A 26,311-nucleotide genomic window follows, 5' to 3' on the forward strand; every position below is an offset into this window, starting at 1 on the left:
TTTCTCCCTCGACGCTGCCACCGCCCGGCCGTCGCCGCGAGTGCAGGGCGGCCCGTTCGGCCCCGGGCCGGGACCCGGGAGTGGGCTCAGCGGTGGCCCTTGACCGCCCGCAGCACGACGAACTTCGGGTCGCTCGCGACGACCTGCGCGTTGCCGAAGAGCTTGCGGAGCTTCACGTGGTAGGCGAGGTGGCGGTTGCCGATGACCCACAGTTCGCCGCCGGGCCGCAGCGCGGCGCGCGCGCCGCTGAACATCCGCCACGCGGTCGCGCCGGTGGTGGCCTGGTGGCTGTGGAAGGGCGGGTTGTTCAGGACGAGGTCCACCGTCCCCGGCGGCACGGCGGCCAGGGCGTCACCGGCCACGAAGTGCGCCTTGGCGCCCTCGGCGGCGTTGGCGCGGAAGGTGGCCTCGGCGGAGGCGACGGCCTGGAACGACTCGTCGATGAAGGTGACCGTGGCGTCCGGGTCCGCGACGGACGCGGCGGTGCCGAGCACGCCGTTGCCGCACCCGAGGTCCACGACGTGCGCGCCGCCGCGGGCGCGCGGCAGGTGCTTGAGGAAGAAACGGGTGCCGATGTCGAGCCGGTCGGCACAGAAGATGCCGGCGTGGTTGACGACGGTCAGGCCCGCACCGGCCCCGGAGTCGGCGGGCAGCACATACGTACGAGGCCACGGGCCGGGAGCCGTGGTGCGCGAAGGATCGGGGACGCGCGAAGGATCGGGGGTGCTGAAGATGAGCCGCGCCTTCTGCCGCGCCAGAGAGGTCCTGGTCGGTCCGACGAACCGCTCGAAGAGTTCCAGCGTGGAGGTGTGGATCTCGGTGACCATGCCGTTGCCGACGACGACGGTGCCCTCGTGCAGGGCGGGCGCCAGCCGGTGGAGCTGGTCCTCCAGAAGCGCCAGACTCTTCGGTACGCGCACCAGGAGTACGTCGATACGGGCGGGCGGCGTGTCCCTCGTCGTCAGGAGCCGCGCGGTGTCCGGCGCGTGCCCGGCCCGCGCGAGGTTGGCGCGGGTGGCCTGCTGGGCGAGGAAGGAGTCGGTGATCTGCACCAGCACGCGCGCGTGCCCCGCGAGCACGGTGGTCAGCGCTCCCCACCGGTCACCGACGACGGCGACGGTGCCGCTCAGATCGACGGCCGCCGCGCCCTGCCCTTCATCGCCCTCCTCGCCCGCGAGGTGCCGCAGCAGATAGGCGTCGGCCGCCGACCAGGCGCGCAGCTGGTCGCGGGGGTCCTCCGGGAAGCGGGTGAGGTCGTACGCGCCCCATGACGTGCTCAAACGGTTCATCGTGCCCTCAGGCTAACGGAGGGCCGGCCGGGCGCGGGGGTCAGCCCGCGGGCCTCACCGCTCGGCGGGCGGCTCGAACCAGGTGGGGCCGTCGACCAGGGCGTGCTTGATGCGGGAGAGCGAGAACTCGTGCAGGTCGGGCAGTGCGTCCACGTCGAACCACGCCACCTCCAGCGACTCGTCGTCGTTGACGCGCGCCTCGCCGCCGACGGCACGACAGCGCAGGGTGATGTCCATGTACTGGCAGGTGTCGCCGTTGGGGTAGGTGACCGGGTCGAGTGCCTGCACCAGGACCACGCGCTCGGGGACGCAGCGCACCGCCGTCTCCTCGTACACCTCGCGCACCGCGCACTCGGCGGGCTGCTCCCCCGGGTCGGGGATACCGCCGATCACCGACCACCTGCCGTTGTCGGACCGCCGCCCGAGCAGCACTCTGCCCTCGTCGTCGAAGACGATGGCGGTGATCCCGGGGAGCCAGAGCAGCTGCTGACCGGCGTCGGCCCGCAAGGTGCGGATGAATTCAGGAGTGGCCATGGTCCGACCCTAACGGCGTCCCGTCACCGTCCTTGACAGGAGCGGGGGTTACTCCCCCGCAGCCGTACCCGCACCCGCACCCGTCGACGCCCCCGCGCCTGTCCCCGCCCTCGCGCCCGTCCCCGCGCCCCGCCGGGCCCGCGCCGACGGCACGGCGGCCCAGCCGAGTCCGCCGAGGGCGATCAGCACGAGGAGGCCCTCGGGCAGTACGCCGAGGCGGGTGGCCGGGGTCCGCGACGAACGCAGCGGCACCTCTTCGACGAGCGAGTCGGCGGTGAACCACTTCGTCTTCGCCTTGACCGTGCCGTCCGGCATGATCACCGCGCTGACGCCGCTGGTCACCGGGACCGCGACCGCGCGGCTGTGCTCGACCGCGCGGACACGGGACATCGCGAGCTGCTGGTACGTCATCTCGCTACGGTCGAACGTGGCGTTGTTGCTGGGTACGGAGATGATCTGGGCGCCGTTGGTCACCGTGTCGCGTACGGCCCAGTCGAAGGCCGCCTCGTAGCACGTGGCGAGCCCCACCTCGGTGCCCGCCATGGTGAAGACACCGGGCTCGGAGCCGCGGCTGAAGTCCTGGCGGACCATGTCGACGTCGCTGCTGAAGACACTGATGAGGCCGCGCAGCGGGATGTACTCGCCGAAGGGCTGGATCTGCCGCTTGTCGTAGGTGTCGGTGGGGCCCTTCTGCGGATCCCACAGGATCTGCTCGTTGTAGAGCTTGCCGTCCTTGCCCTCGACGACACCGCCCACCGAGACCGGCACCCCTATGGCGTTGACGGCGTCCTCGATCTCCTGGCGCGCGTCGGGGTTGGTGAAGGGATCGATGTCGGAGGAGTTCTCCGGCCACAGCACGAGGTCCGGGCGCTTGATCTTGCCGGCCTTCACCTCGGCGGCCAGCCGCTCGGTCTCGCGCACATGGTGGTCGAGGACGGCGCGCCGCTGGGCGTTGAAGCCGAGCCCCGCGCGCGGGACGTTGCCCTGGATCGCGGCGACCGTCGCGGTGCCGTCCTCCGCCTCGTCGCTGACCAGCGGCCGCGCGGCGAAGGCACCGAGGAGCGGGACGAGCACGCTGAGCCCGGCCACGGCCGCCGCCCCGCGCCGCAGGACCCCGGTGGCACGTACGTCACGGCCCTGGCGCACGGCCTCGTACAGCCCGAAGCCGCACAGGACGACCGCGAACCCCAGCACGGGGGTGCCGCCGAGCGCGGCGAGCGGCAGGAAGACGCCGTCCGCCTGGCCGAAGGCGATCTTGCCCCACGGGAATCCGCTGAAGGGCACGCGCGCGCGTGCCGCCTCTCCCGCGATCCACAGGGCGGCCGCCCAGAGCGGGTAGCCGGGCAGGCGTGAGACCGCCGCGACGCCCGCGCCCACCAGGGCCACGAAGACGGCCTCGACGGCGGCGAGCGCCAGCCAGGGGCCGGGGCCCACCTCGACGCCGGTCCACACCAGCAGCGGCAGCAGGAAGCCGAGGCCGAAGAGGTAGCCGAGGCCGAGGCCCGTCTTCCAGCCGCGGCCGTGCAGGGTCCAGGCGAGGACGGCGAAGGCCGGGAGCGCGAGCCACCACAGGGTGCGGGGCGGGAAACTGACGTAGAGCAGCACTCCGGAGAGGGCCGCCGCGGCGGCGGGCCCGAGCCGCCGCAGGACGCGGTCGGCGCGGGAGGCCCGCGCGGGCTGCGGATCGAGCTGTTCCGGCTCGTCTACGGGGGTGGTGGTGGCGGTCACTCGGGGAGTGTACGGCGCACCGTCGGGGCGCCGACAGCGCGGTCGGAGGTGCCCCCGCCGTACCGTTCCTGCGCAACTGGTCCCCATGACGCGGTCCTGCCGTTAGCGTGTGGCCGGGCCCCGGGCGCGGGCCGGGCTCACGCCACTGTGGGCCGGCCGACACCGTCCGGGCCCGCATACATCGGGGGGCGGCGGGGTGGGGGCAGCGGGTGCGGCCGCGACGGCCGGTCCGGCGGGCGAGTGTGAGCGGCGGGACGCGTCCGACGCCTTGGGCGTGGCCCTGCTCGGCGCGTGTGCCGCCTGGGCGCTGATCACCGCCGCGGTGCGCGGCGGCAGTCCCGAGGGAGTGCTCCTCGCGGTCCTGGCCGTGGCCGCCGGGTACGCGGGCGGGCGCATCTGCGGAGCGCTGCTCCCGGTCGCCGCCCCTTGCGCGGGGGCGATCGCGGGGCTCGGCCTGGCGGTGGCTGCGCCCCGTCTGACGCTCGGCCCCGCCTCGCCCCTCGGTCACGCGGGCTCGACCGCCGGGCTGCTGATCCTCTCGGCGGGTGCGGCCTGCTGCGCGGCGTGGGCGGCCCGGACCCCGGCGGCACGCGTCGCCCTGCGGGTGCTGGCCGCGGGGGTCGCCGGTACCGCGGTGGCGCTGGGCTCGCCCGCGGCCTTCGCCGGGTGCGCCCTGGTGCTGCTCTGCTCGCTCGCGGCGGCCCACGTACGGCGCAGGGCGCTCGGCCTCGCCGGTCTCGCGGCCGCGACGGCGCTGCTGACGGGGCTGTCCTGGGCGGTGGCCGAGAACATCCTGCCGGACGGCCTGTCGGCTTCGCTGGAGGGCCGGCTCGGTCGGCAACGCGTGCAGCTGTGGCGGGACGCTCTTGGCCTCGCGGAGCGGGAACCCGTCCTCGGCGTGGGGCCGGGGCGCTTCGGTGAGGTCAGCCCGGCGGTCGCCCGGAACCTCCTGGCGGACGGCAAGCCGCATTCGGCGCCGTTGCAACAGGCCTGCGAGCAGGGCCTGGTCGGGGTGGCGCTGCTGGCGGCGGTGTTCGGCTGGCTGCTCTACGTCCTGTGGCGCTCGCCGCGCTCCACCCAGGTCGTCCTGTCGGCGGGCGCGGCCCTGACGGCGCTGACGGCCGTGGCGACGGTGGGCAACGCGCTCAGCGTGACGTCGGTGACGGCCGCGGCCGGCCTCCTCGCGGGCATCGCGACGGCGCGTCCTCTGCACGACGGCTCCGGTGACTCCAGTGACTCCAGTGGCTCCGGTGACTCCGGCTGAGCCGATGGAGCCAGCGGTTCGGTCGGGGTGGTCAGACCGACTTCTCCCTGACATTCAGCCGGGCCCTGATGGCGCGTACCGCGGATTCGGCGTTGTCCACGGTCACCGTGAACTTGTGGCCGTCGCCCAGGCTGAGCACCAGGCCCTCACCGCGCCGGACCACGACGGCCGTGCCCTTCTCGGGCCGCCAGCGGTAGCCCCAGCCGCCCCACTGCCGCGGTGTGACGCTCGGGGCGAAGTCCGCGCCGACAACATGGGAGAGCGGGATGTGCCGGCGCGGCAGCCCCAGATGGCCGCAGCGGACCTCCAGGAAATCCTTGTCGACCCTCACGGCCACATGGACGAAGGCCAGGGTCCCGAAGAGCATCAGGAGTCCGACGGCGATGCATCCCACGACGGACATGAGCAGCGGCGCGAAGCCCGAGGTCCACATCGAGCCGACCGCGAGTTCGATGCCGAGGGCCAGGCAGGCCGCACCGGCACAGGCCAGCAGCCACTGGACGCGGTTGGTCGCGCGGCCGGTCCAGACTTCGGGCGGGGCGTCGGGCACGGCACTCGCGCCGTGTTCGCCATGCTCCTCGTGGACTGGGTCCTGGTGGACTGGGCCCTTGCGGACTGGGTCCTTCATGCCATCGAGATTACTCACGTTCCGCCGCCAAGGCACCGCGTCGCGGACCGTGACGGGCTGCGTGGCTCCGTGGGCTCCGGGACTCCGGAGGGCTCAGAGCACGGGGCTGACCGCCGCGAGCAGGCGCCCCTCGGCGTACGTGAGGGCCTCCCGCGGCAGCTGCTCCTCGCGCCCGCTGAGCAACACGGTGAGTCCGGGCGCCGCGCCGTCGTCGGCGTCGGAGCCGGGGCGCGCGCCGATCCTGCGCAGCGCCTGGGCGGCGACCGCGCCGGCCGAGCCGTGCAGCACGAGCGGTGGGAGCTGCGGCTGCTGCACGGCGGCGCGGATACGCTCCGCGACCAGCTCGTAATGGGTGCAGCCCAGGACGACGGTCCTTACATCGGGCGGGGTGAGCGCAGCGGCGGCGGCGATCGTCTCGTCGATGGCCTTCTCGTCCGCGTACTGCACGGCGTCGGCGAGGCCGGGGCAGGGCACCTCGGTGACGTCGACGTCGCTCGCGAACTGCTCGATCAGGCCCCGCTGGTAGGGGCTGCCCGTGGTGGCGGGGGTGGCCCAGATGGCGACGGGTCCGCCGCCCGCGGCGGCGGGTTTGATGGCCGGCACGGTCCCGATGACCGGGATGCCGGGCTCCAGGCGGGCCCTGATCGTGGGCAGCGCGTGCACGGAGGCGGTGTTGCAGGCCACGATCAGCGCGTCCGGGCGGTGCGCGGCGGCGGCCTCGGCGACGGCGAGGGCGCGGGCGGTGAGGTCTTCGGTGGTCCGCGGTCCCCACGGCATGCCGTCCGGGTCGGAGGAGAGCACGAGATCGGCGTCGGGCCGCAGGCGACGTACCACGGCCGCCGCGGCGAGCAGTCCGATACCGGAGTCCATGAGCGCGATCTTCACCCGGTCACCATAGTCGATGGGCCCCACAGGCTCCGTCCCGTGGGGCAGACTTCGGCGGATGAGCGCCGTTGCGTGGATCGCCGCCGGATCGCTTGCCGCGTGGCTGTGGCTGCTGTTGGGTCAGGGGTTCTTCTGGCGTACGGACGTACGTCTGCCGCCGCGCCGGGACCCGGCGCACTGGACGCGCTGGCCGGCGGTGTGTGTCGTCGTGCCCGCCAGGGACGAGGCCGCGATGCTGCCCGAGAGCCTGCCGTCGCTGCTGGCGCAGGACTATCCGGGGCGGGCGGAGGTCTTCCTCGTCGACGACGGCAGTACGGACGGCACGGGCGAGCTGGCCCGCGCGCTGGCCGAGCGGCACGGCGGCCTGCCGCTGACCGTCGGCTCCCCCGGTGAGCCGCCCCCGGGGTGGACCGGCAAGCTCTGGGCGGTGCGCCACGGCATCGGTCTCGCCCGCGCGCGAGACCCCGAGTATCTGCTCCTGACCGACGCGGACATCGCCCACGGGCCCGAGAGCCTGCGCGAGCTGGTGGCCGCCGCGGACGCGGGCGGCTTCGACCTGGTCTCGCAGATGGCGCGGCTGCGGGTGCGCAGCGTGTGGGAGCGTCTGGTGGTCCCGGCGTTCGTCTACTTCTTCGCCCAGCTCTACCCCTTCCGCCGGATCGGCCGGAAGGGGGCACGGACGGCGGCAGCGGCGGGCGGCTGCGTCCTGCTGCGCGCCGACGCCGCCGAGCGGGCGCGGATTCCCGACGCCATCCGGCACGCGGTGATCGACGACGTGGCGCTCGCGCGGGCGGTCCGCCGCTCCGGCGGCCACATCTGGCTGGGTCTCGCCGAGCGCGTCGACAGTGTGCGCCCCTACCCCCGTCTCGCGGACCTGTGGCGGATGGTCTCGCGCAGCGCGTACGCCCAGCTGCGGCACCATCCGCTGCTGCTCGCCGGCACGGTCGCCGGGCTCGCGCTGGTGTACCTCGCTCCCCCGGCCACCCTGGTCGCGGGTCTCACCACGGGCGACGCACCGGCGGCGACGATGGGGGGCCTCGCCTGGCTGCTGATGACCGCGACCTACCTGCCGATGCTCCGCTACTACCGGCAGCCCCTGTGGCTCGCCCCGCTGCTGCCCGGCACGGCGTTCCTGTACCTCCTGATGACGGTGGACTCGGCGGTGCAGCACTACAGGGGGCGGGGCTCCGCGTGGAAGGGGCGTACGTACGCCCGTCCGGACGCCACGGCGGAAGCGGCACCGGAGCAGCGCTGACCGGCTGGAGTCACTTCCGGCCGGGCGTCCAGTTCATGCCCCAGCCGTAGGCGTGGTCGATGGTGCGCTGCGGGCTCACCCCTCGGTCCGGCACGAGGTAGCGGGCCTCGCGCTGGACGACGAGGTCGCCGCCGTTATTGGTGAGCAGGGCCAGCGCGCACACCGTGGAGGGGACGGTGCACTCGTCGAGCGAGAAGTCGACCGGGGCGCCGTGCTGCGGCTGGAGGGTGACGGTGGCGTTGAGGTCGGCGAAGCTGCGGGCGCCTTCGTAGATGGTCACGAAGATGACGATGCGGCGGAAGTCCTTGATGTGGTCGAGGTTGACGGTGAGGTTCTCGCCACTGGCCACGGCGCCGGTGCGGTCGTCGCCGTCGAGCAGCATGTACGGAGGCTGGTGCAGCGCTCCGAAGGCGTTGCCGAGGGCTTGGACGACTCCCTTCCGGCCGTCGGCGAGTTCGTAGAGCGCGCACAGGTCCAGGTCGAGGTCGGCGTGCAGGGCGACGGCTCTGCTGAGCTTCGCGCCCCATCCCTTGAACTGCTTGCGCACCTCCCAGTTGAGGTTCACGCGCAGCGCACCCGAGGTGCCGCCCTGTTTCGTCAGCGAGACGGAGGGGGCGTCCTTCGTCAGGGTGACTTTGGTGAGGCGCACGGGCTCTGCGGGCGGCGGGGGCACGGGAGGGGCCGGGGCGGCGGGGGCGGGTGTGACGGCTGCGGCTGGCGGGGACGCAGGGGTGACCGCCGTGGGGACCGCCGGGGGCACGGATCGTTGCGGCTCGTCCACCGTGATGCCGTAGTCCGTGGCGAGTCCTTCGAGACCGCTGCCGTAGCCCTGGCCGACGGCGCGGAACTTCCACGCGCCCTGGCGCCGGTACAGCTCGCCGAGGACGAAGGCCGTCTCCACCGTCGCGTCCGTGCTGTCGTAGCGCGCCAGTTCGGCACCGCTCACCGCGTCGAGCACGCGGACGTACAGGCCGGGGACCTGTCCGAAGGTGCCGCCGTCGGCCGAGGCGGCGAGTACCACGGTCTCGATCGCGGGCTCCACGCGCGCGAGGTCGACGGTGAGCACATCGCGCACGCCGCCGTCGGAGCGCTGCTTGCCCTCGTACCGCACCGCTCCGGAGGAGTGCGCCGGCTGGTTGTAGAAGACGAAGTCGGCGTCCGAGCGCACCTTTCCTGACGAGGTCAGCAACAGTGCGGACGCGTCCGCGTCGGGCACTCCGGCGCCCGCGCCCCACCCCAGTTCCACCCGCACCGCGGGTGCCGGTACGGGAACATTCGATCCTTTAGGCATGGTCATGTCCGCCCCCATCGCAAGTCGCCGCGTCCGGCAGGGCCGCCGATTCCGTTCGCGGCCAACCTATTACCCGGATCACCGGGAGGCCCATGACCGCGCCCCGCGGGCCTCCCCAGTCGCTCCCCGGCCGACCGCGGGTAACCCGCCAGGAGCACGGCTCTTACACGATCCCTACACCGCCTGGCGACCGATTTTCCCAAGTTCGCTCGAATTGAGTACATGTCACCACTGCCGACACGTAAAACAACCCTCTTATCGGTCTCCCCAACCAGCACATCAAGGGCTTAACTTATGGAGCATGACCTCCCCCCGCTCCACCTATGGCGGCGGTTACTACTCCGCGCCGTCCTTCACGGACACTCCGATCTACGACTCCCTCGTCGCAGAGCGGGGCACTCCTCAGATCGCCCCGATCCGGGTTCCGTCCGCGTACGACACGGGCAGCCACCTGCCCGCCCTCCCGGCCGCGCTCCCCGCCCTGCCGGCCGCCCCTTCCCACCACAACCCCGGGTACGGCTACGCCCAGGCCCCGCAGCCCGCCCCGCTGCAACAGGCCCCCGCGCCGTACATCCCGCAGCAGGCCGCCGGCCCGCGCGGGTACCCCGGCGCCCAGCCCCAACGCCCCGCGGCCGGTACGGGATACGAGGCGATGAGTCCGGCGTCTCCCCGCCCGGCCCCCGCGCCGTACGAGGATCCGTACAACCGCCCCTACCGCGGGTACTGATCGACGACACCGCCCTCCGCGCATGGCGCCTGCCGCCGCCGGGCTTCTGCCCGGCGGCGGCATTCGTGTGCGCCGGATCAGCTCGGTTTCGGGCAGAATCCGGTGGCCGGATCCACCGGGCTCATCCGCGCCGGTGATGCCTCCACGACCCTCGAATGACCCGCCTCCGGTTGGGGAACTCATCGACGGAGCACGGACGTTGAGCTTCGTGGACACGTGCCGTTCCTGGTCGGGGCGGACGCGGAAGGAGGTGCGGGGCTGTGCGGGCGATCGCCGGGCTCTGGCGGTGGCGGCGCAATCCGCTGCGCCGCGGGACCGACCTCGTGGAGGCCTGGCTGGCCCTCGCCGCCCTGGTGCTGTTCGCCGTCGCCGCCCCCGTCATCGGCACGGTCACCACCGGCCTGACGCGCGACGCCCTGCTCACCTCCGTGCGCGAGCAGCGCGAGGCCCGCCACGCGACCGTCGGCACGGTCGTGCGGAAGGTCTCCTCTCCCCCGCTCGACCCCGACCCCGAAACCGCGTCGGCACGCGACGCCCACAGCCGCGTCCTCGCCCGCTGGACGGGTCCGGATGGCGCCGACCGCTCCGGAGTCGTCGTCGCCCGGCTCAACGCCCCGCGTGCCGGTGACCACTTCCGGCTGTGGACCGACGAGCGCGGCCGGGTCGTCGGCCGTCCGCTGGACACCGCGACCGCGACCACCCACGCCGCCCTCGCCGGATTCGGCGCCGCCGCGGCGAGCGTCGCCCTCATCGAGGGCACGCGCAGGCTCGTCCTCTGGCGCATCGTCCAAGGGCGATACGCCCGCCTGGACCGGGCATGGGCCAAGGCGGGCCCCGACTGGGGCAGGACCGGCACCGGCTCCTGACCGGCCCCGGGACCGGGCCGCGCGGCCGGAGCCCGCCGATCGGGTCAACTGCCCCTGCTCGCGCGCGCTACGGTGGACCGGCCGAACTCTTCGGCTCCTTGCGCGGCGATGCGGCACATCGCGGCAGACCGGCGCAAGACCCGCGTACGACGAGGTGGGGGCAGAGCAACTCCATGGCACAGGGCACGGTCCAGGTGACGCACACCGGCACGTCGCGGTGGCGGCGCCGCACCGGCGAGTACGCATCGCTCGCCGCCGCCTTGGAGGCCGCGAGCGACGGCGACATACTCACCGTCGCCGCCGGCACCTACCGCGAGAACCTCGTCGTCCAGCGCGCGGTGACCCTGCGCGGGCCCGACGGCTCGGCGGGTTCCGTGCGCATCGCGCCGTCCGAAGGGGTGCCCCTGACGGTGCGCGCCTCCGCGATCGTCCAGGACGTGCACGTCGAGGGCCAGGACTCCTCCGCGCCCGCGCTGCTCGTCGAGGACGGCGCCCCCGAGCTGACCGACATCCGGGTCGTGACCCGCTCCGCGGCCGGCATAGAGGTGCGCGGCGGCGCGCGCCCGACGGTCCGCCGCTGCACCGTGGACAATCCGGGCGGCGTCGGCATCGCGGTGCTCGACGGCGGCGGTGGCGTCTTCGAGGAGTGCGAGATCGTCGCGGCGGGCCAGTCCGGTGTCGCGGTGCGCGGCGGCGCGCACCCCCGCCTGGAGCGCTGCCGGGTGCATCACGCCTCGGGCGCCGGGCTCTCGGTGACCGGCGAGCACACCGGTCTGGAGGCCATCGGCTGCGAGATCTACGAGATCAAGGGCACGGGCGTCCAGGTCACCGGGCGGGCCTCCGCCCATCTGACCGACTGCGACGTGCACCGGACCACCTCCGACGGCGTCACGCTCGACACGGACGCCGTGCTGACGCTGGCCGACTGCCGCATCCACGACATCCCGGAGAACGCGATCGACCTGCGCTCGCGCTCCGTGCTGACGCTGACCCGCTCCACGGTCTGCCGGTTCGGGCGCAACGGCCTGTCGGTGTGGGACCCCGGCACGCGCGTGGACGCCAACCAGTGCGAGATCCACGACAGTACGGGCGACTATCCGGCGGTCTGGGTCAGCGACGGCGCGACGGCCGTCCTGGAGTCGTGCCGGGTGCGCGACGTGCCGGACGCGCTGTTCGTCCTGGACCGCGGCTCGCGCGCCGACGTCGTCGACAGCGACCTCTCCCAGGTGCGCAACACGGCGGTGTCGGTGAGCGACGGCGCGACCGCGCAGCTCGACGACTGCCGCATCCGCGAGGCCGCCACGGGCGCCTGGTTCCGCGACCACGGCAGCGGCGGCACCCTCGCCAACTGCAGTATCGACGCCGTCCAGACGGGCGTGATCGTCACCAAGGGCGCCGACCCCACCATCGGGCGCTGCACGGTCACCTCGCCCGCCGAAGCGGGCTTCTACGTCTCCGCGGGCGGCCGCGGCAGCTTCCAGGGCTGCCGGGTCAGCGGCAGCGGCGGCTACGGCTTCCACGTCATCGACGGCTGCCGTACGACGCTGAAGAAGTGCCGCACGGAGCGGTGCGCGCGCGGCGGCTTCGAGTTCTCCGAGGAGGGCCCGCTCGTCGAGGACTGCGCGAGCGACGAGAGCGGCGGCGGCCTGCGCACCCCGGCGGCGCCGCAGGAGGTGCCCGCCGTGCAGACGGCCACGCAGACCGCCGGGCTGCTCGGCTCGGTCCCCGCTCAACAGGCTCCGCAGTCGGCGCCGCCGGAGAAGGCGGCCCGCGCCTCCAAGGAGGTCCTCGGCGAACTCGACGCCCTGGTCGGCCTGGACAGCGTCAAGCGCGAGGTGCGCGCGCTCACCGACATGATCGAGGTGGGCCGCCGCAGGCGGCTCGCCGGGCTCAAGGCCGCGTCCGTCCGCCGCCACCTGGTCTTCACCGGCTCGCCGGGCACGGGCAAGACGACCGTCGCGCGGCTCTACGGCGAGATCCTCGCCTCGCTCGGCGTCCTGGAGAGCGGCCACCTCGTCGAGGTCTCGCGCGTCGACCTGGTCGGCGAGCACATCGGCTCGACGGCGATCCGCACCCAGGAGGCCTTCGACCGGGCGCGTGGCGGTGTGCTGTTCATCGACGAGGCGTACGCCCTCTCCCCCGAGGACTCCGGGCGCGACTTCGGCCGGGAGGCCATCGACACGCTCGTGAAGCTGATGGAGGACCACCGCGAGGCCGTCGTGGTGATCGTCGCGGGTTACACCGCGGAGATGCAGCGCTTCCTTTCCGTCAACCCCGGTGTGGCGTCCCGTTTCTCGCGGACGATCACCTTCAGCGATTACGTGCCCGAGGAGTTGCTGCGGATCGTGGAGCAGCAGGCCGAGGAGCACGAGTACCGCCTGGGCGCGGGCACGGGTGAGGCGCTCCTGAAGTACTTCACGGCGCTCCCGAAGGGGCCCGCCTTCGGCAACGGCCGCACCGCGCGGCAGGCCTTCGAGGCGATGGTGGAGCGGCACGCGGGCCGGGTCGCCCAGCTCCCCGAGCCGAGCACGGACGACCTCACCCTGCTGTATCCGGAGGATCTGCCGGAGCTGGTGTGACCGCTTCCGTCTCCGAGGGGCGCGGGGAGGGCACGGCCGCCTTGAGGCGCGCCAGAAGCCGTGCGCGCTCCTCGGCGAACGCCGGGTCGGACTGGTAGTCGCTGTGGCCGAGGATCGGTGCCGGGAGCGGATGGTCCTCCGTACGGCCGTAGGCGACGGGGTCCTTGAGTGCGGCGCGGTCCACCTGCGGGCCGCAGTCGCCGCGCAGGCCGATGGGGCCGCCGATCGGGTCGGTGGGCCGGTGCAGGTTGCGCCAGCAGTCGACCTCGCGGTGCAGGGAGGTCAGGGCGGCCGGGCCGAAGTGGGCGGGGAACCAGCGGGCGTAGAGGCGCTCCAGGGGCGAGCCGTAGGTGAGCAGGGCGACGCGCCTGCGGACCGAGGGGCGCAGCTGCCAGGCGGCCGCCGCCGCGAGGACACTGCCCTGGGAGTGCCCGGAGATGACGAGGCGGCCGCCCGTGGCGCTGGTGGCGCGGGTCCAGGCGGCCATGCGCCAGGTGAGGTCGGGGACGGCACGCTCGGCGTAGCAGGGTGGGGCGAAGGGGTGGGCGGCGCGCGGCCAGAATGTGCCGACGTCCCAGAGGATGCCGATGGTGCGCCGGGCCGAGGCGTCCTTGTAGGCGCGACGGCCCCAGGTGACGAACAGTATGAAGCCGAAGCCGATGAGCCAGGAGCCGAGCGCCTGGGATGTCTCGGCGGCGCCCTCCACGACGTCGGGTGTGCCTTGCGCGGCCTTGGCCGGGACCTTCTCCGTCAGCCACGCGCCGGCGAGGGCGCCCGCACCGAGCAGCAGGGTGACGGCGGAGATGATGCCGACGAGGAAGGGCGCGCGGTCGGTGAGCGCGGCACGCGCGCGTGTCCCGGCGATGCGGCGGGTGCGGGTGGTGTCCTGGGGTTCGTCGGCGTAGTCGGCCGCCACCTTCTTCATCTCGCGGCGCTTGCGCTGGAGCGTGCGTACGCCGAACCAGGCGCACAGCACGGCGACGACGACCAGGAGCGGCGGGATCGCGGACGCCTGCCAGGTGAGCAGGACGGGCGGTCCGGGGATGGAGCCGTGGGTGCCGTCCAGCCAGTCGGCGACCCGCTGCGCGCCGCCGCCGGACATCACTCCGCCCAGGGCGCAGGAGAGCATGGCGGTGGCGGGGCCGCCGAGGCCGCGGATGGCGGTGCGGGCGTCGGGTGAGGTGCGGTACAGGCAGTGCGCGACCACCGCGAGGGCGACGACCAGCAGGCCTTGGACGAGTGCGATGCCGCCGAAGGTCGCGTCACCCGGCAGCCGGCCCTCGGAGCGCCAGCCGGGGCGTGACCAGCCCGCGTACAGCAGGGTCAGGGCGAGCACGGCGAGCGCGGCCAGCGGGAGCCTGCGCACGAGGGCGCGGTCCAGCCTGCGGTCGAGCTTGTTCTCGCTGCGTCCCCTGCGGCACACCACCCACGCGATGACCGCCCCGCCCGCGAGGAGCGCGGCGTGCAGGCTCCAGCCGAGGACGTCGAGGAGGGCGGGGCCCCCGGGGCGCCGGTCGTGCCGCGCGGCGGACGCGCCGACCGCGGCGGCGACGGTGAGCAGGCCCGCGGCGGTGTGGGCGGCGCGCAGCCGGGCGACGAGGCGGCGGCCGTACCAGAAGCCGGGCCTGCCGAGCGCGGTGCGGCTCGTCTCCTCCTCCGGGTCGGGCTGGTGGGGCAGCGGCTGCTGGGACTCGTACGCGCTCCAGGTGCGGTGGGAGAGGTACCAGAGCAGCCCGGTGAGGGCGCCGGGCAGGAGCGCGGCGAGGGCGAGGCGGCGGCCGGGCTGCGACCACCAGCCGCCGTGGCCCGCTCCGTCGGCGGCGAGGAAGTTGAGCCAGTCGCGGTCGGCCGCGCACGCGGGGGTGCCCGCGCACTGCCAGGCGGTGAGGTCGAGCGCGACCTCGCAGGCGGCGGCGACGAGCAGGAGGGTGAGGGTGAGCCCGGTCAGCCGTACCAGGAGGCCGTACGTGCGGACGAGGCGTCGGCGGTGGCGGGAGGTGGGGCGCATCCAGTGGGCGAGGTTGACGACCATGAAGGGCAGCAGCAGGAGCCACAGGGCGCGGGAGCCGTTGCCGGAGGTGAGGTTGCACCAGACGTACGCCTCGGGGACCGGTTTGCCGCGGTAGTCGTCGGGGCGCCGCTCCGCGTCGGCGTCCTCGGTGCGGCGGAAGACGGCCGCCGTGTCGTCGCCGGAGATCCGCACGGTCCGCGGATCGCCGAGCATCTGTTGCGGTGTGGTGCCCCCGACTCCATGGACCAGGAGTTCCAGGGCGGTCTCGTCCTGCGTCGCACGCTCCACTGTTTTCGCTGCCCCCGAGATGTCGCGTGGTGGGGAAACAAGGATCTCGGGCCGCGGCCCGCCGCGCACCCCTCGTTACGTAATCTCCCCCTTCTGGGGCGTGTGTACCCGCGCGCGGGTGGCCGCACGGCTGTCCGTGGTGCATGCGAGGATGAGGCTGTGCGCCGGTCGGGCGCGACGGGTGTGACGAGGCAGAAGGGCCGGGCCGGGCGTGAGTGAGAATCAGAATCTTCTCGCCGAGCAGCGCCGCGCCCTGATTCTCGACGAGGTACGCCGCCGGGGTGGGGTCCGCGTCAACGAACTCACCCGGAAACTGGGCGTGTCCGACATGACCGTCCGTCGCGATCTCGACGCGCTGGCCCGCCAGGGAGTCCTGGAGAAGGTCCACGGCGGTGCGGTGCCGGTCGTCGAGGCGAGTACGCACGAGCCGGGGTTCGAGGCGAAGTCGGGTCTGGAGCCGACGGCCAAGGAGGACATCGCGCGCACCGCGGCGTCCCTGGTGGTGCCGGGGTCGGCGATCGCGCTGTCCGGTGGCACGACGACGTACGCGCTGGCGCACCATCTCCTGGAGGTGCCGGATCTGACGGTGGTGACCAACTCCGTGCGGGTGGCGGACGTCTTCCACTCCGCGCAGCGCACCTCCGGGCAGCGGCAGGGCGCGGCCACGGTCGTGCTGACCGGTGGGGTGCGCACGCCGTCGGACTCGCTGGTCGGGCCGGTCGCGGACCAGGCGGTCGCCTCGCTCCACTTCGACGTGCTCTTCCTCGGGGTGCACGGCATATCGCCCGAGGCCGGTCTGTCGACGCCGAACCTGGCGGAGGCGGAGACGAACCGGCGCCTGGTGCGGTCGGCACGCCGTGTGGTCGTCGTCGCCGACCACACCAAGTGGGGCACGGTGGGCCTGAGCTCGTTCGCGACGCTCTCACAGGTCGACACGCTGGTGACGGACGCGGGGCTGCCCGCGGAGGCGCGCGCGGAGATCTCCGAGCATCTGCGCCGGCTCGTGGTGGCGGGTGAGGACGGGCGGGAGAGCGGCGACGGCTCTGCGGACGGCCGTGCGGATGCCACAGACATCTGACAGGCCGCCAGCTATGGTGTCGGTGCCCGGTCAACTGTCTTGACTCCGCTGGGGGGCAGAGTTCGATGGCACGCCGACTGAGTCCTGTGGGGCTCGACTTCATCGAGACCGCCGCGCCGCGTCATGTCTTCGCGCGCGAGGTGAGCGCCCCGCCCGAAGCGGTCTACCGCGCTCTCGCCGACGATCTGGCCGGCTGGCCCGCGTGGTTCACCGCGGTCACGCAGTGCCGACCGACCGACGGCGGCAAGGGCCGCGAGGTCCGGCTCAAGGGCGGTACGCGCTTTCGGGAGACGATCCTCGCGGCCGATGAACCGGTGCGGTACGCCTACCGCGTCGACGTCACGAACGCGCCGGGACCGCGCGCCATCGTGGAGGAGTGGCGGCTCACTCCGGCGGGCACCGGCACCCGCGTGCAGTGGACGTTCGCCGCGGACGGCACGCCGCCCTTCCGCCTGGTGCTGAGGCTGAGCCGCGCGGGCCTGGGCCGGGCCTTCCGCGACGCGGTCACGGCACTGGACCGGCGGCTCACGGCGGCCAAGGAGTAGCGGGCCGCCGGGACGGGCCGGGGAGGGTCACGACAGCCGCCTGGGCCATTCGCCGGTGGCGAGCAGGGTGTTGATCGCCTCCGCGTAGGGACCGATGTCCAGGCCCTGTTCGGCCAGCCACGTGTCGGAGTAGTACTTGTCCAGATAGCGGTCGCCCGGGTCGCAGATCAGGGTGACCACGCTGCCCGTGCGGCCCACGGCCACCATCTCGGCGACGATCTTCAGGGCGCTCCACAGGCCCGTGCCCGTCGAGCCGCCCGCCTTGCGGCCGATGGCCTGCTCCAGGGCGCGTACGGCGGCCACGGACGCCGCGTCCGGCACCTTCATCATGCGGTCGATGGCCCCCGGCACGAAGCTCGGCTCCATGCGCGGGCGGCCGATGCCCTCGATGCGCGAGCCGCAGTCGCTCGTCGCGTCCGGGTCGTTCTTCGTCCAGCCGTCGAAGAAGCAGGAGTTCTCCGGGTCGGCGACGCAGATGCGGGTGTCGTGCTGCATGTAGTGGACGTAGCGCGCGATGGTCGCCGAGGTGCCGCCGGTGCCCGCGGTCGCGACGATCCACGCGGGCTCGGGGTAGCGCTCCAGCCTGAGCTGCTGGTAGATGGACTCGGCGATGTTGTTGTTGCCGCGCCAGTCGGTGGCCCGCTCCGCGTACGTGAACTGGTCCATGTAGTGGCCGCCGGTCTCGACGGCGAGGGCTGCCGACTCCGCGTACATGGTGCGCGGGTCGTCCACGAAGTGGCATCGGCCGCCGTGGAATTCGATCAGGCGGATCTTCTCGGCGCTCGTCGTGCGCGGCATCACCGCGATGAAGGGCACGCCGGTCAGTTTCGCGAAGTACGCCTCGGAGACGGCCGTGGAGCCGCTGGAGGCCTCGATGACCGGGCGTCCTGGCCTGATCCAGCCGTTGCACAGGCCGTAGAGGAAGAGGGAGCGCGCGAGGCGGTGCTTGAGGCTGCCGGTGGGGTGCGTCGACTCGTCCTTGAGGTACAGGTCGATGCCCCAGTGCTCGGGCAGCGGGAAGCGCAGCAGGTGGGTGTCGGCCGAGCGGTTGGCGTCGGCCTGGACCTTGCGGACGGCTTCTTTGAGCCAGGCGCGGTACTCGTCGTCGCTGTGGTCGACGTCGAGTGTGGGCATCGGTTCGTCGGCTCGATCCTGCTGTGTGGTGCTCACCGCGGGGCTCCTTCGCGTCGTGCCGGACGCGATTCGACGCGGCCGTACCCCTCGATCTTAAACACCCCCTGCACGCTCCTCACCTGCATAAACACACCTTTGGGCAGCTCAAAGGCACAGCTGGCGCAGTGGCGGGTCAAGACCTGTGAGGCAGCATGTGGGGGCGCGTGGGCGCGCCGGTCCGACGTCTCCATGCGCACTGGTGCTCCCCGCCTGGCGCGTGCAGACTGCACCGCACGAGGCACCTGTCCCGGACGGAGGGACAGCACCGGAGCGCACAAGGGGGCGGAGCGTCATGGCGGAGCCGGAGTTCACGGCCACGGGTGTGCGGATCGGGCGGCGCTTGCGCTCCCTCACCCGGGCCGGGCAGGTCCGAATCGCCGACGGCAGGCTGGAGTTGCTCACCAGTTGCGGCAAGGAGATCGACAGCGCCCCGGTCCAGGCGGTGCGCACGGGCAAGCCGTGGTTCGCCGCCGAGGACCGGGCCTTGGCCGAGGTGAACGGCAGGCGGTACAGCCTCACGCTCGGCGGGCGCGAACCGGGCCCCGGCCAGGGCGGGCCGTCGACCGTGCGCAGGTTCATCGAAGCGGTGGGCAGGGCCGCGGAGCGCCGCCGGCGGGGTTGAACGGCGGGAGCGCGGCGCGACACGCGAGTTGCACGCCCGCACCCCCTGGGTCACTCTGGTCTCACATCACTCTGGGTTTACCGGCGATGACGCTGAAGAACCAGCCCGCCGCCGGCCACGCAGCAGGCGGCAGACCAAGCGGCCCCCTGCTCGATCCGAACGTCGTCTTCTTCCGGACCTCAATTCGGGGAGTCGCAGCCGTGATCAGCCAACAAAGCAGGCATTGCACGGTGGAGCTCCAGGCTCTGCCGTCGCGGATCCGCCAGGTCCGCAGAATCGTCTCTGCGCAGTTGCGCTACTGGCATCTCGATCCCTTGATAGACCAGGCCGCCCTCGGTGTGACCGAGTTGCTCAGCAACGTCCATCGGCACGCCGAGCCGGACAAGGAGTGCACCGTGGAGATCGAGCTGCTGCTCGACCGTCTCACGGTCTCCGTCCACGACCACGACCCGAGGCTCCCCGAGGTTCACGACGCCGATCCCTTCGCCACCTGTGGCCGAGGCCTCGCGATGGTCGCCGCGGTGAGCGAGAGCTGGGGCGTGTGCCCGCAGGGCGACGCGGGGAAGACGGTGTGGTTCACCCTCCCCGCGCCCGCGCCCACCGCGACTGTGCCGTCGTACCCCGTGTACGGGTCGGCCGCGAAAACTCCCGCCCGGTCGACCGTTGCCGGCTGACCGGGCGGTGACCTTCCACCGCGGCCCCGCTCAGGGGCGATGGCCCGCAGCGATCGCAGCTGCGGGCCATCGCCCGCAGCTGTGATCGCTGCGCAGGCCACGCCCAGCACGTCCCGGCACGCACTCCCTCTCTGCGGACTCCAAGGGCTCCGGGCTCCGGACTCCGGACTCCGGACTCCGGACTCCATAGATTTCTGTACCTACTAGTATGTACAGTACTCGCATGAGCACTCCGGAACGTCTGATCGAGTCCACTCGCGAGTTGCTGTGGGAGCGGGGCTATGTCGGTACGAGCCCCAAGGCCATCCAGCAGCACGCGGGCGCGGGGCAGGGCAGCATGTACCACCATTTCGCGGGCAAACCCGACCTCGCGCTCGCCGCGATCCGGCGTACGGCCGAGGAGATGCGGGCCACGGCGGAGGCGGTGCTCGGCGGCTCCGGGCCGGCGTTCGCGCGCGTCGAGGCCTATCTCCTGCGCGAACGCGACGTGTTGAGGGGCTGCCCGGTCGGTCGGCTCACGATGGACCCGGACGTCATCGCGAGCGACGAGCTGCGCGCACCCGTCACCGAGACCCTCGACTGGCTGCGCGACCGCCTCGCCGGGATTCTCCAAAAGGGCGTGGAGCAGGGCGAGTTCGTGGCGTCGCTCGACCCTCGGGAGATCGCTTCGACGATCGTCGCGACGGTGCAGGGCGGCTATGTCCTGGCCCGCTCGTCGAAGGCACCGGCCGCCTTCGACACGGCGGTGCGCGGCCTGCTCACCCTCCTCGGCGCCTGCGCCCCCTCCTCTCCCACCCCCGCCTCCTCTGCCTCTCGCGCCAACTCCCAGTAAGGACAGGAACGTTGCACATCACCCGCAATCGACCGGACAGCACGCAGGGTCGCGCCGAGCACTTCACCGGAACGGTCTGGCTCGACGAGATAGCCGCACCCGACGCCCCCTCCCGGCTACGGATGTTCAGTGTCCACTTCACCCCCGGCGCACGCACCGCCTGGCACCGTCATCCGCACGGCCAGGTCCTGCACGTCACCGAGGGCGAGGGGCTGGTGCAGCGCGAAGGCGGTCCGGTCGAGCCGATCCGGGCGGGCGACACGGTCTGGATCGAGCCGGGCGAGGCGCATTGGCACGGCGCGGGACCGCGCACGTTCATGACGCACCTCGCCGTGGTCGAGGCGGCGCAGGACGGCACGACCGCGGAGTGGGGCGCCCTGGTCGACGACACCACCGCCACCGCCTCCTGCCCCAACTGAGCCCGCAACCAGGGAGGTACGCGATGCACGCCATGCAGTACGAGATCACCCTGCCCGCCGATTACGACATGGGCGTCATCCGCCACCGCGTCGCGTCGAAGGGCCATCTTCTCGACGCGTTCGCCGGGCTCGGCTTCAAGGCCTATCTGATGCGCGAGCGCGGCAGGGACGGCTCGCCCGTCAACCAGTACGCGCCCTTCTACCTCTGGAACACCGCCGCGGGCATGAACTCCTTCCTCTGGGGCCCCGGCTTCCAAGGGCTCTCGGACGATTTCGGGCGGCCGGTCGTGCAGCACTGGCCGGTCCTCGCGTACGAGGATCAGGCCGCGCCGGGGATTACCGCGAGGGCCGCGGTACGGCGCCGCCAGAGCATCCCCGAGGCGGCACGCCTCCCTCAGCTGGCGGACGAACTCGCCGAGGCAGCCAGGCAGTTGACCGGGACGAAGGGTGCGTTGAGCGCGTTGACCGCCGTCGACCCGCGCACCTGGGAAGCGGTGCACTTCTCGCTCTGGGAGCACGACGCACCCGACGGCCTCGGCGACGTCTTCCAGGTGCTGCACCTGTCGACACCCGAGCGCGAGAAGCTGAGGGACGGACGGCAGTGGTGACGGCAGACCATACGGTCCACACGGTTCGCACGGTCCTCGGTGACATCGCCCCGGCGCGGCTGGGGGTCTGCGACGCCCACGACCACCTGTTCCTGCGCAGCCCTCGACTGCCGGGCCAGGAGCTGGACTCGGCACGGACCGCGGCGGACGAGCTGGCGGCGTTCCGCGCGGCGGGCGGGCGGAGTGTCGTGCAGTGGACGCCGCACGGCATGGGCCGGCAGGCGGGGCGGCTGCCGGAGCTGTCAAGGGCGGCGGGCGTCCACGTCGTCGCCGCGACGGGACTGCACCAAGCCGTGCACTACGACCCTGGGTTGCTGGAGCGGCTCCGGACGGAGGGCCTGGCGGATCTGTTCGTCCGAGAACTCACCGAAGGCATCGGGCACTCCGGTGTGCGGGCCGGGCTGATCAAGGTCGCGGGCGGCTTCCACGGCCTCGACTCCCACGCCCGCCGGACGATGACCGCCGCGGCCGAGGCCCACCGTGCGACGGGTTCGCCGATCGCCGTCCACCTGGAACTGGGCACCGCCGGGCTGGACGTACTCGACCTGCTCTGCGGGGAGTTGGACGTGCCTGCGCACCGGGTGATCCTCGGCCACCTCAACCGCTCCCCCGACCTGAGCGTTCACCGCGAGGCCGCCGAAGCGGGCGCCTTCCTCGCCTTCGACGGCCCGTCCCGCGCCCATCACGCCACGGACTGGCGCATGCCGGACGCGGTGCGTTCCCTGGCCGACGCCGGCTTCGGCGACCGCCTGCTCCTCGGCGGTGACACGACCACGGCGGACGCGCGGTCGGTGCGGGGCGGCCCCGGCATGCCCCATCTGCTCCGCGAAGTGCGTTCCCGGCTCGAACTCGCGGTGGGCGAGGAGCTGACGCAACGGATGCTGACGGTCAACGCGGGGCTGGCTTTCGCGGTGGAGTGGTCCGGGAACGACGCCTGACGCGGTGTCCTGGAATGAGCGCCGGGGAGGGTCGTGGTCCCGAACTCCGAGCCCCGAGCCCTCACCCTCAGCCCTGAACTTCCAGCTCCGAGCCCGCAGCCCTGAACCCCGGCCCCCTACTCGGTGCGCAGAGCCGTGGCGGTCCGGGCCCCGGCGGCCCATCCAGCGGGCAGCAGCGCGCCCAGCGTGGCGATGACGAGGCAGCCGAGCGCGAGCGGCAGCAGTTCTGCCCCGTCGTAGGCGCTGCTCGCCGTCGAGGTGGGCGGCCGGGCGGCCATGACGGAACTGCGCCACGTGATGGGGCTGCTCACCATGGCCGACAAGGACGAGGGGGCGGACGGCGGCGCGGACGCCCTCGGCACGGCGGCGAAGCCGGCCCCGCAACCCGGCCTGGACCGGCTGGACGCGCTGGTCGGACGGGTCCGGGACGCCGGGGTGCCCGTCGGCCTGACCGTGACCGGGTCGCCCCGCCCCTTGCCGCCCGGCATCGAACTGGCCGCCTACCGCGTGGTCCAGGAGGCCCTGACGAACACCGTGAAGCACGCGTCCGGCGCCATCGCCGCCGTGGCCGTCGAGTACGGACCGCGGCGGCTCCGGGTGGAAGTCACCGACACCGGTGGGCAGCCGGGAGCGGGCGGGGCCCGCCTCCACCTGGCCGAGACGACCGTCAAGACGCACGTCGCCCGCATCCTCGCCGAGCTCGGACTGCGTGACCGTCCAGGCCGTCATCGTCGCGTACGAGACAGGACTGGTCAGCGCCGGTGAACGCGAGGGCGCCGACAGTCGGCCGAGCGGGCGCAGGCAACGTATTGCACCGCACGTTCCAAAACCGGTACGGTCCTCCCATGGCCCGACCGAGGACTTTCGACGAGGAGCGGGCCCTGGACGCGGCGATGCGCGCCTTCTGGGAGAACGGCTACGAGGCCACCTCGACCCAGGATCTGTGCGAAGCCACCGGCCTGGGCCGCAGCAGCATCTACAACACGTTCAGCAGCAAGCACGATCTGTTCCGGCGCGCCCTGGCCCGCTACATGCAGACCATGAACGCCACCCAGCTCGACATCCTGGAGGACGTGGAGCGATCCGGCCTGGAGCGCGTCCGCGCCCTGCTCGCGACGGTCATCGAGGGCGAGTTCGAGCACCGCAAGGACGGGCACAGCATCGGCTGCCTCACCGTCAACACGACCGTCGAGCTCGCCGCACGCGACCCCGAAGCGGCCACGATGCTGGAACGGGATCTCGCGACGCGGCTCGCCATGCTGCGCACCGCCATCCGGTCCGGCCAGCGGGACGGCGGCATCACGGCCGAACGCGGCGCGGACTCGCTGGCCCGCTACGTCAACGCCGTCATCGGCGGCATACGGGTCGCCGCGCAGGGCGGCGCCGACCGGGCCGCCCTGGAGGACATCGCGGAGACCGCGCTCGACGCGCTGATCCCCCGATAGCGGCCGCCCACCTCCGCCCCCCGGCCCCGTACGCCGCCGCGCATCGCGCCTCTGTCGCTCCCGCGCACCTTTCGCACCCTTTCACGCCCTTTCGCGCCTTCATTTTGTACTGAGTCGTCCAAAACGAAACCCCGACAGGAGCACACCACCATGCCCCGTGCCGTATACGTACTGGCCCTTGGCATTTTCGCCATGGTGACCAGCGAGTTCGTGGTCGCCGGACTGATGCCGCAGATGGCCGCGGGACTGGACGCCACGATCCCCGAGATCGGCTACCTCATCACCGCCTTCGCCGCCGCGATGGCCCTCGGCGGCCCCTTCCTGACGATCGCTCTGCTGAGGATGCGTCAGAAGAGCGCCCTGCTCCTGCTGTTCGGCGTCTTCCTCGTCGGCAACGTCCTCGCCGCGCTCGCACCCGACTACCGCACGATGCTCGTGGCCCGGATCCTCACCGGCATCGCCTCCCAGGCCTTCTTCGGCGTCTCCATCTCCCTGGCCTCCCGGCTCACCCGGCCCGAAGTGCGCGGCCGCGCCGTCGCCGTGGCCCTCAACGGACTGATGCTGGGCACCCTGCTCGGCCTGCCGCTCTCCACCGTGATCGGAGAACACCTGGGCTGGCGCGCCGCGTTCTGGGCCATCACCGTCCTGACCGTGCTCGCCGCCCTGGCCACGCTCGCGGGAGTGCCGAGCGCCGACGGCGAGACGGAGGAGAGCGGCGGGCTCCGTCAGGAACTGGGCGCCTTCCGCAACCCGCGGCTGTGGTTCACCCTCACCACCAGCACCTTCGTGATCGGCGCCACCTTCTCCGCCTTCAGCTACCTCAACCCGATCCTCACGGAGATCACGGGCTTCTCCACCGGCACCGTTCCGCTGCTGCTCATCGCGTACGGCGCCGCCACCGTCGTCGGCAACACAGTCGTCGGGCGGCTCGCCGACCGCCACGCCATCCCCGTGCTCGTCGTCGGTCTCGCGCTGAACCTGGCCTTCCTCGCCGGGTTCGCGCTCCTCGCCCAACTGACCGTGCCCGCCGTGGTGTTGATGATGGGCATCGGCCTCGTCGGCGTCACCATGAACCCGGCCCTGGTCACCCGCGTCCAGCGCACCGGCAACGCGCGGCCGCTGGTGAACACCGTCCACTCGTCCTTCATCACCCTCGGCATCATCATCGCCACGTCCGTGGGCGGTCCCGCCATCGACGCCTTCGGCCTGCGGGCGCCGCTGTGGATCGGCGCGGGGCTCGCCGCACTGGGCCTCGTCACGCTGCTGCCGGACGCGCTGCGCCGCCGAGCCGGATCCCGAACCGAGTCCCGAACCGGGTCTCGAACCGAGCCCCGAGCCGTCCCTTCGGTGCCGGCCGAGGCTGAGCGACCGGCCGCGCGCGAAGTGCCCGAGACGGTCTAACCGAGCGCCCCGAGAGGGTCGTCGAGCACGGGCTGCCAGGCCAGCTCGGCGGCCCCCACCAAGCTGTTGTGGTCCAGCGTGCAGGCGAGGATCGGCACGCTGCCGCTGCGGCCCCAGAGGCTGCGGTCCGCGACGACGGCACGCAGCCGCTCGGGGTGCGCCTCCAGCAGGGCGCGGTGCAGACCGCCCAGGACGATCCGGTCCGGGTTGAGGATGTTGACGAGCCCCGCGAGGCCGAGACCGAGCCGGTCGATCAGCGCCTCCGCCGCCGAGCGCACGGCCGGGTCGGCGTACGCGTCCCGGAGCAGAGTGCGGGCCTGGACGAGCAGCCCCTCAGGGCCGGGCTCACGGCCGGCCTCCGTCAGGAAGGCGAGGGGGTCCGTCTCGACGTCCAGGCAGCCGCGGCTGCCGCAGTGACAGGGGCGCCCCTCGGGGTTGACGGTGAGGTGGCCGACCTCCAGGGCGAGGCCCGAACTCCCGCTGTGCAGGCGGCCGTCGAGGACGAGGGCGCCGCCGACGCCGCGGTGGCCGGTCGCCACGCACAGCAGGTCGCGGGCGCCGCGGCCCGCGCCGTGGCGGTGCTCGGCGAGGGCGGCGAGGTTCACGTCGTTGCCCGCGAAGGCCGGCCCTTCGATGCCAGCGGCGCGCACGCGCTCGGTGAAGATCTCCCGGACCTGCGCGCCCGCGGGCCACGCCAGGTGCAGTGGATTCAAGGCGGTGCCCTCCGGCTCCGCCACCGCCGACGGCACGGCGAGGCCCGCCCCCACGCAGCGCCTGCCGGTCTCCCGCAGCAGCCGCGCGCCCGCGTCGACCACGGAACCGATGACCTGCGCGGGGTCGGCGTCGATGATCTCGCAACCCGGCGCGGTCGCTACGGTGTGCCCGCCGAGCCCGACGAGCGCGGCCCGGAACCCGTCGGCGTGCACCTGCGCCGCCAGCGCGACGGGCCCCTCCTCCGCGATGGAGAGCCGGTGCGAGGGCCTGCCCTGCGACCCCGCGGCCGCGCTCGGCTTCGCGTCGATGCGGATCAGGCCGAGCGCCTCCAGCTCGGCGGCGACGGCACCCGCCGTGGCCCGCGTGACGCCCAGCTCGGCAGTGAGCACGGCACGGGTCGGGGCGCGCCCGGTGTGGACCAGTTCGAGCGCGGGGCCCAGCGCGCCGCGCCCTCGCTCCAGGCGGGTACGCGTGGTCAGTTCCCCCTCGGCGCGGGGGCCAGCCTTGCCGTTCATGA

The 26,311-nt window shown here is 73.1% G+C and carries 25 protein-coding genes and 1 pseudogene; 16 read left to right on the forward strand and 10 right to left on the reverse strand.

Going from position 1 to position 26,311, the window contains the following annotated elements; genetic code table 11:
* Window positions 1–86: 86 nt before the first annotated feature.
* The 3 genes from ACOBQB_RS14200 to lnt are packed head-to-tail and all read right to left on the reverse strand — an operon-like array spanning window position 87 to window position 3,551.
* Window positions 87–1,289, reverse strand: coding sequence for a methyltransferase (locus tag ACOBQB_RS14200; protein WP_423591941.1), 1,203 nt, complete (start codon window positions 1,287–1,289; stop codon window positions 87–89).
* Window positions 1,290–1,343: 54 nt separating this feature from the next.
* A complete protein-coding gene (locus ACOBQB_RS14205; protein WP_423591943.1) occupies window positions 1,344–1,823 on the reverse strand; it encodes an NUDIX hydrolase in 480 nt (159 codons plus the stop codon).
* Between the two features lie 48 nt (window positions 1,824–1,871).
* Window positions 1,872–3,551: an apolipoprotein N-acyltransferase gene (lnt, locus tag ACOBQB_RS14210; protein WP_423591945.1), complete on the reverse strand. Its 1,680-nt coding sequence runs from the start codon at window positions 3,549–3,551 to the stop codon at window positions 1,872–1,874.
* A 196-nt stretch (window positions 3,552–3,747) separates the two neighbouring features.
* Here lnt and ACOBQB_RS14215 point away from each other — a divergent pair, with 196 nt between their 5' ends.
* Window positions 3,748–4,815, forward strand: a complete 1,068-nt coding sequence (locus tag ACOBQB_RS14215) for an O-antigen ligase family protein (RefSeq protein WP_423591947.1) — start codon at window positions 3,748–3,750, stop codon at window positions 4,813–4,815.
* Window positions 4,816–4,846: 31 nt separating this feature from the next.
* Here the strand turns inward: ACOBQB_RS14215 and ACOBQB_RS14220 are convergent, their stop codons facing one another.
* Both ACOBQB_RS14220 and ACOBQB_RS14225 read right to left on the reverse strand, forming a co-directional pair.
* Window positions 4,847–5,443, reverse strand: a complete 597-nt coding sequence (locus tag ACOBQB_RS14220) for a hypothetical protein (RefSeq protein WP_423591949.1) — start codon at window positions 5,441–5,443, stop codon at window positions 4,847–4,849.
* A 93-nt stretch (window positions 5,444–5,536) separates the two neighbouring features.
* A complete protein-coding gene (locus tag ACOBQB_RS14225; RefSeq protein WP_423591951.1) occupies window positions 5,537–6,328 on the reverse strand; it encodes a glutamate racemase in 792 nt (263 codons plus the stop codon).
* Window positions 6,329–6,386: 58 nt separating this feature from the next.
* Between ACOBQB_RS14225 and ACOBQB_RS14230 the strand changes: the two genes are divergently transcribed.
* Window positions 6,387–7,583, forward strand: a complete 1,197-nt coding sequence (locus tag ACOBQB_RS14230; RefSeq protein WP_423591952.1) for a glycosyltransferase — start codon at window positions 6,387–6,389, stop codon at window positions 7,581–7,583.
* A gap of 10 nt (window positions 7,584–7,593) precedes the next feature.
* Here the strand turns inward: ACOBQB_RS14230 and ACOBQB_RS14235 are convergent, their stop codons facing one another.
* Window positions 7,594–8,880 (reverse strand): TerD family protein, encoded by a 1,287-nt coding sequence (locus tag ACOBQB_RS14235; protein WP_423591953.1) that lies wholly within the window; start codon window positions 8,878–8,880, stop codon window positions 7,594–7,596.
* A 295-nt stretch (window positions 8,881–9,175) separates the two neighbouring features.
* Between ACOBQB_RS14235 and ACOBQB_RS14240 the strand changes: the two genes are divergently transcribed.
* The 3 genes from ACOBQB_RS14240 (at window position 9,176) to ACOBQB_RS14250 (ending at window position 13,046) form a co-directional block, all read left to right on the forward strand.
* Complete coding sequence (locus ACOBQB_RS14240; protein WP_423591954.1) at window positions 9,176–9,601, forward strand: DUF6643 family protein; 426 nt, start codon at window positions 9,176–9,178, stop codon at window positions 9,599–9,601.
* A 260-nt stretch (window positions 9,602–9,861) separates the two neighbouring features.
* The gene (locus tag ACOBQB_RS14245) at window positions 9,862–10,467 is read left to right on the forward strand and encodes a hypothetical protein (RefSeq protein ID WP_423591956.1); all 606 of its coding nucleotides are present in this window, start codon (window positions 9,862–9,864) and stop codon (window positions 10,465–10,467) included.
* Between the two features lie 173 nt (window positions 10,468–10,640).
* Window positions 10,641–13,046, forward strand: a complete 2,406-nt coding sequence (locus tag ACOBQB_RS14250) for a right-handed parallel beta-helix repeat-containing protein (protein WP_423591958.1) — start codon at window positions 10,641–10,643, stop codon at window positions 13,044–13,046.
* Here the strand turns inward: ACOBQB_RS14250 and ACOBQB_RS14255 are convergent.
* The gene (locus tag ACOBQB_RS14255; protein WP_423591959.1) at window positions 13,006–15,345 is read right to left on the reverse strand and encodes a hypothetical protein; all 2,340 of its coding nucleotides are present in this window, start codon (window positions 15,343–15,345) and stop codon (window positions 13,006–13,008) included. The two genes, ACOBQB_RS14250 and ACOBQB_RS14255, sit on opposite strands and share 41 nt — an antisense overlap.
* Window positions 15,346–15,556: 211 nt before the next feature.
* On the opposite strand from ACOBQB_RS14255, the gene ACOBQB_RS14260 reads away from it, so the two are divergent.
* Window positions 15,557–16,423 (forward strand): DeoR/GlpR family DNA-binding transcription regulator, encoded by an 867-nt coding sequence (locus ACOBQB_RS14260; protein ID WP_423591960.1) that lies wholly within the window; start codon window positions 15,557–15,559, stop codon window positions 16,421–16,423.
* A gap of 65 nt (window positions 16,424–16,488) precedes the next feature.
* Window positions 16,489–16,968: an SRPBCC family protein gene (locus ACOBQB_RS14265; RefSeq protein WP_423591962.1), complete on the forward strand. Its 480-nt coding sequence runs from the start codon at window positions 16,489–16,491 to the stop codon at window positions 16,966–16,968.
* A gap of 27 nt (window positions 16,969–16,995) precedes the next feature.
* On the opposite strand, the gene ACOBQB_RS14270 is transcribed toward ACOBQB_RS14265, so the two are convergent.
* On the reverse strand, window positions 16,996–18,102 hold the full coding sequence (locus ACOBQB_RS14270; protein ID WP_423598474.1) for a PLP-dependent cysteine synthase family protein: 1,107 nt from the start codon (window positions 18,100–18,102) through the stop codon (window positions 16,996–16,998).
* Between the two features lie 331 nt (window positions 18,103–18,433).
* Here ACOBQB_RS14270 and ACOBQB_RS14275 point away from each other — a divergent pair, with 331 nt between their 5' ends.
* The 6 genes from ACOBQB_RS14275 (at window position 18,434) to ACOBQB_RS14300 (ending at window position 22,234) form a co-directional block, all read left to right on the forward strand.
* Window positions 18,434–18,763, forward strand: coding sequence for a hypothetical protein (locus ACOBQB_RS14275; protein WP_423591963.1), 330 nt, complete (start codon window positions 18,434–18,436; stop codon window positions 18,761–18,763).
* Between the two features lie 200 nt (window positions 18,764–18,963).
* The gene (locus ACOBQB_RS14280; protein ID WP_423591965.1) at window positions 18,964–19,437 is read left to right on the forward strand and encodes an ATP-binding protein; all 474 of its coding nucleotides are present in this window, start codon (window positions 18,964–18,966) and stop codon (window positions 19,435–19,437) included.
* A gap of 223 nt (window positions 19,438–19,660) precedes the next feature.
* Entirely contained in the window at window positions 19,661–20,269 is a 609-nt protein-coding gene (locus tag ACOBQB_RS14285) for a TetR/AcrR family transcriptional regulator (RefSeq protein WP_423591967.1), read from the forward strand.
* 11 nt (window positions 20,270–20,280) lie between these two features.
* Window positions 20,281–20,688 carry a (R)-mandelonitrile lyase gene (locus tag ACOBQB_RS14290; protein WP_423591969.1) on the forward strand — a complete coding sequence of 136 codons (408 nt, stop codon included), beginning with the start codon at window positions 20,281–20,283 and terminating at the stop codon, window positions 20,686–20,688.
* Window positions 20,689–20,711: 23 nt separating this feature from the next.
* Window positions 20,712–21,296 carry a DUF4865 family protein gene (locus ACOBQB_RS14295; protein WP_423591971.1) on the forward strand — a complete coding sequence of 195 codons (585 nt, stop codon included), beginning with the start codon at window positions 20,712–20,714 and terminating at the stop codon, window positions 21,294–21,296.
* Entirely contained in the window at window positions 21,293–22,234 is a 942-nt protein-coding gene (locus ACOBQB_RS14300) for a phosphotriesterase family protein (protein WP_423591973.1), read from the forward strand. Before ACOBQB_RS14295 ends, ACOBQB_RS14300 begins: the two co-directional genes overlap by 4 nt.
* A 116-nt stretch (window positions 22,235–22,350) precedes the next feature.
* Here the strand turns inward: ACOBQB_RS14300 and ACOBQB_RS14305 are convergent, their stop codons facing one another.
* Complete coding sequence (locus ACOBQB_RS14305; protein ID WP_423591975.1) at window positions 22,351–22,512, reverse strand: hypothetical protein; 162 nt, start codon at window positions 22,510–22,512, stop codon at window positions 22,351–22,353.
* Between ACOBQB_RS14305 and ACOBQB_RS14310 the strand changes: the two are divergent.
* From ACOBQB_RS14310 to ACOBQB_RS14320, 3 genes and pseudogenes are all read left to right on the forward strand, one after another.
* A pseudogene (locus tag ACOBQB_RS14310) lies at window positions 22,475–22,999 on the forward strand (hypothetical protein); the annotation flags it as partial. The gene ACOBQB_RS14305 and the pseudogene ACOBQB_RS14310 sit on opposite strands and share 38 nt — an antisense overlap.
* Window positions 23,000–23,079: 80 nt before the next feature.
* Window positions 23,080–23,679, forward strand: a complete 600-nt coding sequence (locus tag ACOBQB_RS14315) for a TetR/AcrR family transcriptional regulator (protein WP_423591976.1) — start codon at window positions 23,080–23,082, stop codon at window positions 23,677–23,679.
* A gap of 150 nt (window positions 23,680–23,829) precedes the next feature.
* A complete protein-coding gene (locus ACOBQB_RS14320) occupies window positions 23,830–25,080 on the forward strand; it encodes an MFS transporter (RefSeq protein WP_423591977.1) in 1,251 nt (416 codons plus the stop codon).
* Here ACOBQB_RS14320 and ACOBQB_RS14325 read toward each other — a convergent pair.
* Window positions 25,077–26,309: an ROK family protein gene (locus ACOBQB_RS14325; protein ID WP_423591979.1), complete on the reverse strand. Its 1,233-nt coding sequence runs from the start codon at window positions 26,307–26,309 to the stop codon at window positions 25,077–25,079. The genes ACOBQB_RS14320 and ACOBQB_RS14325 overlap by 4 nt on opposite strands.
* Window positions 26,310–26,311 lie beyond the last annotated feature (2 nt).

It is taken from the genome of Streptomyces sp. G5(2025) (assembly GCF_049542075.1).
Taxonomy (GTDB): domain Bacteria; phylum Actinomycetota; class Actinomycetes; order Streptomycetales; family Streptomycetaceae; genus Streptomyces.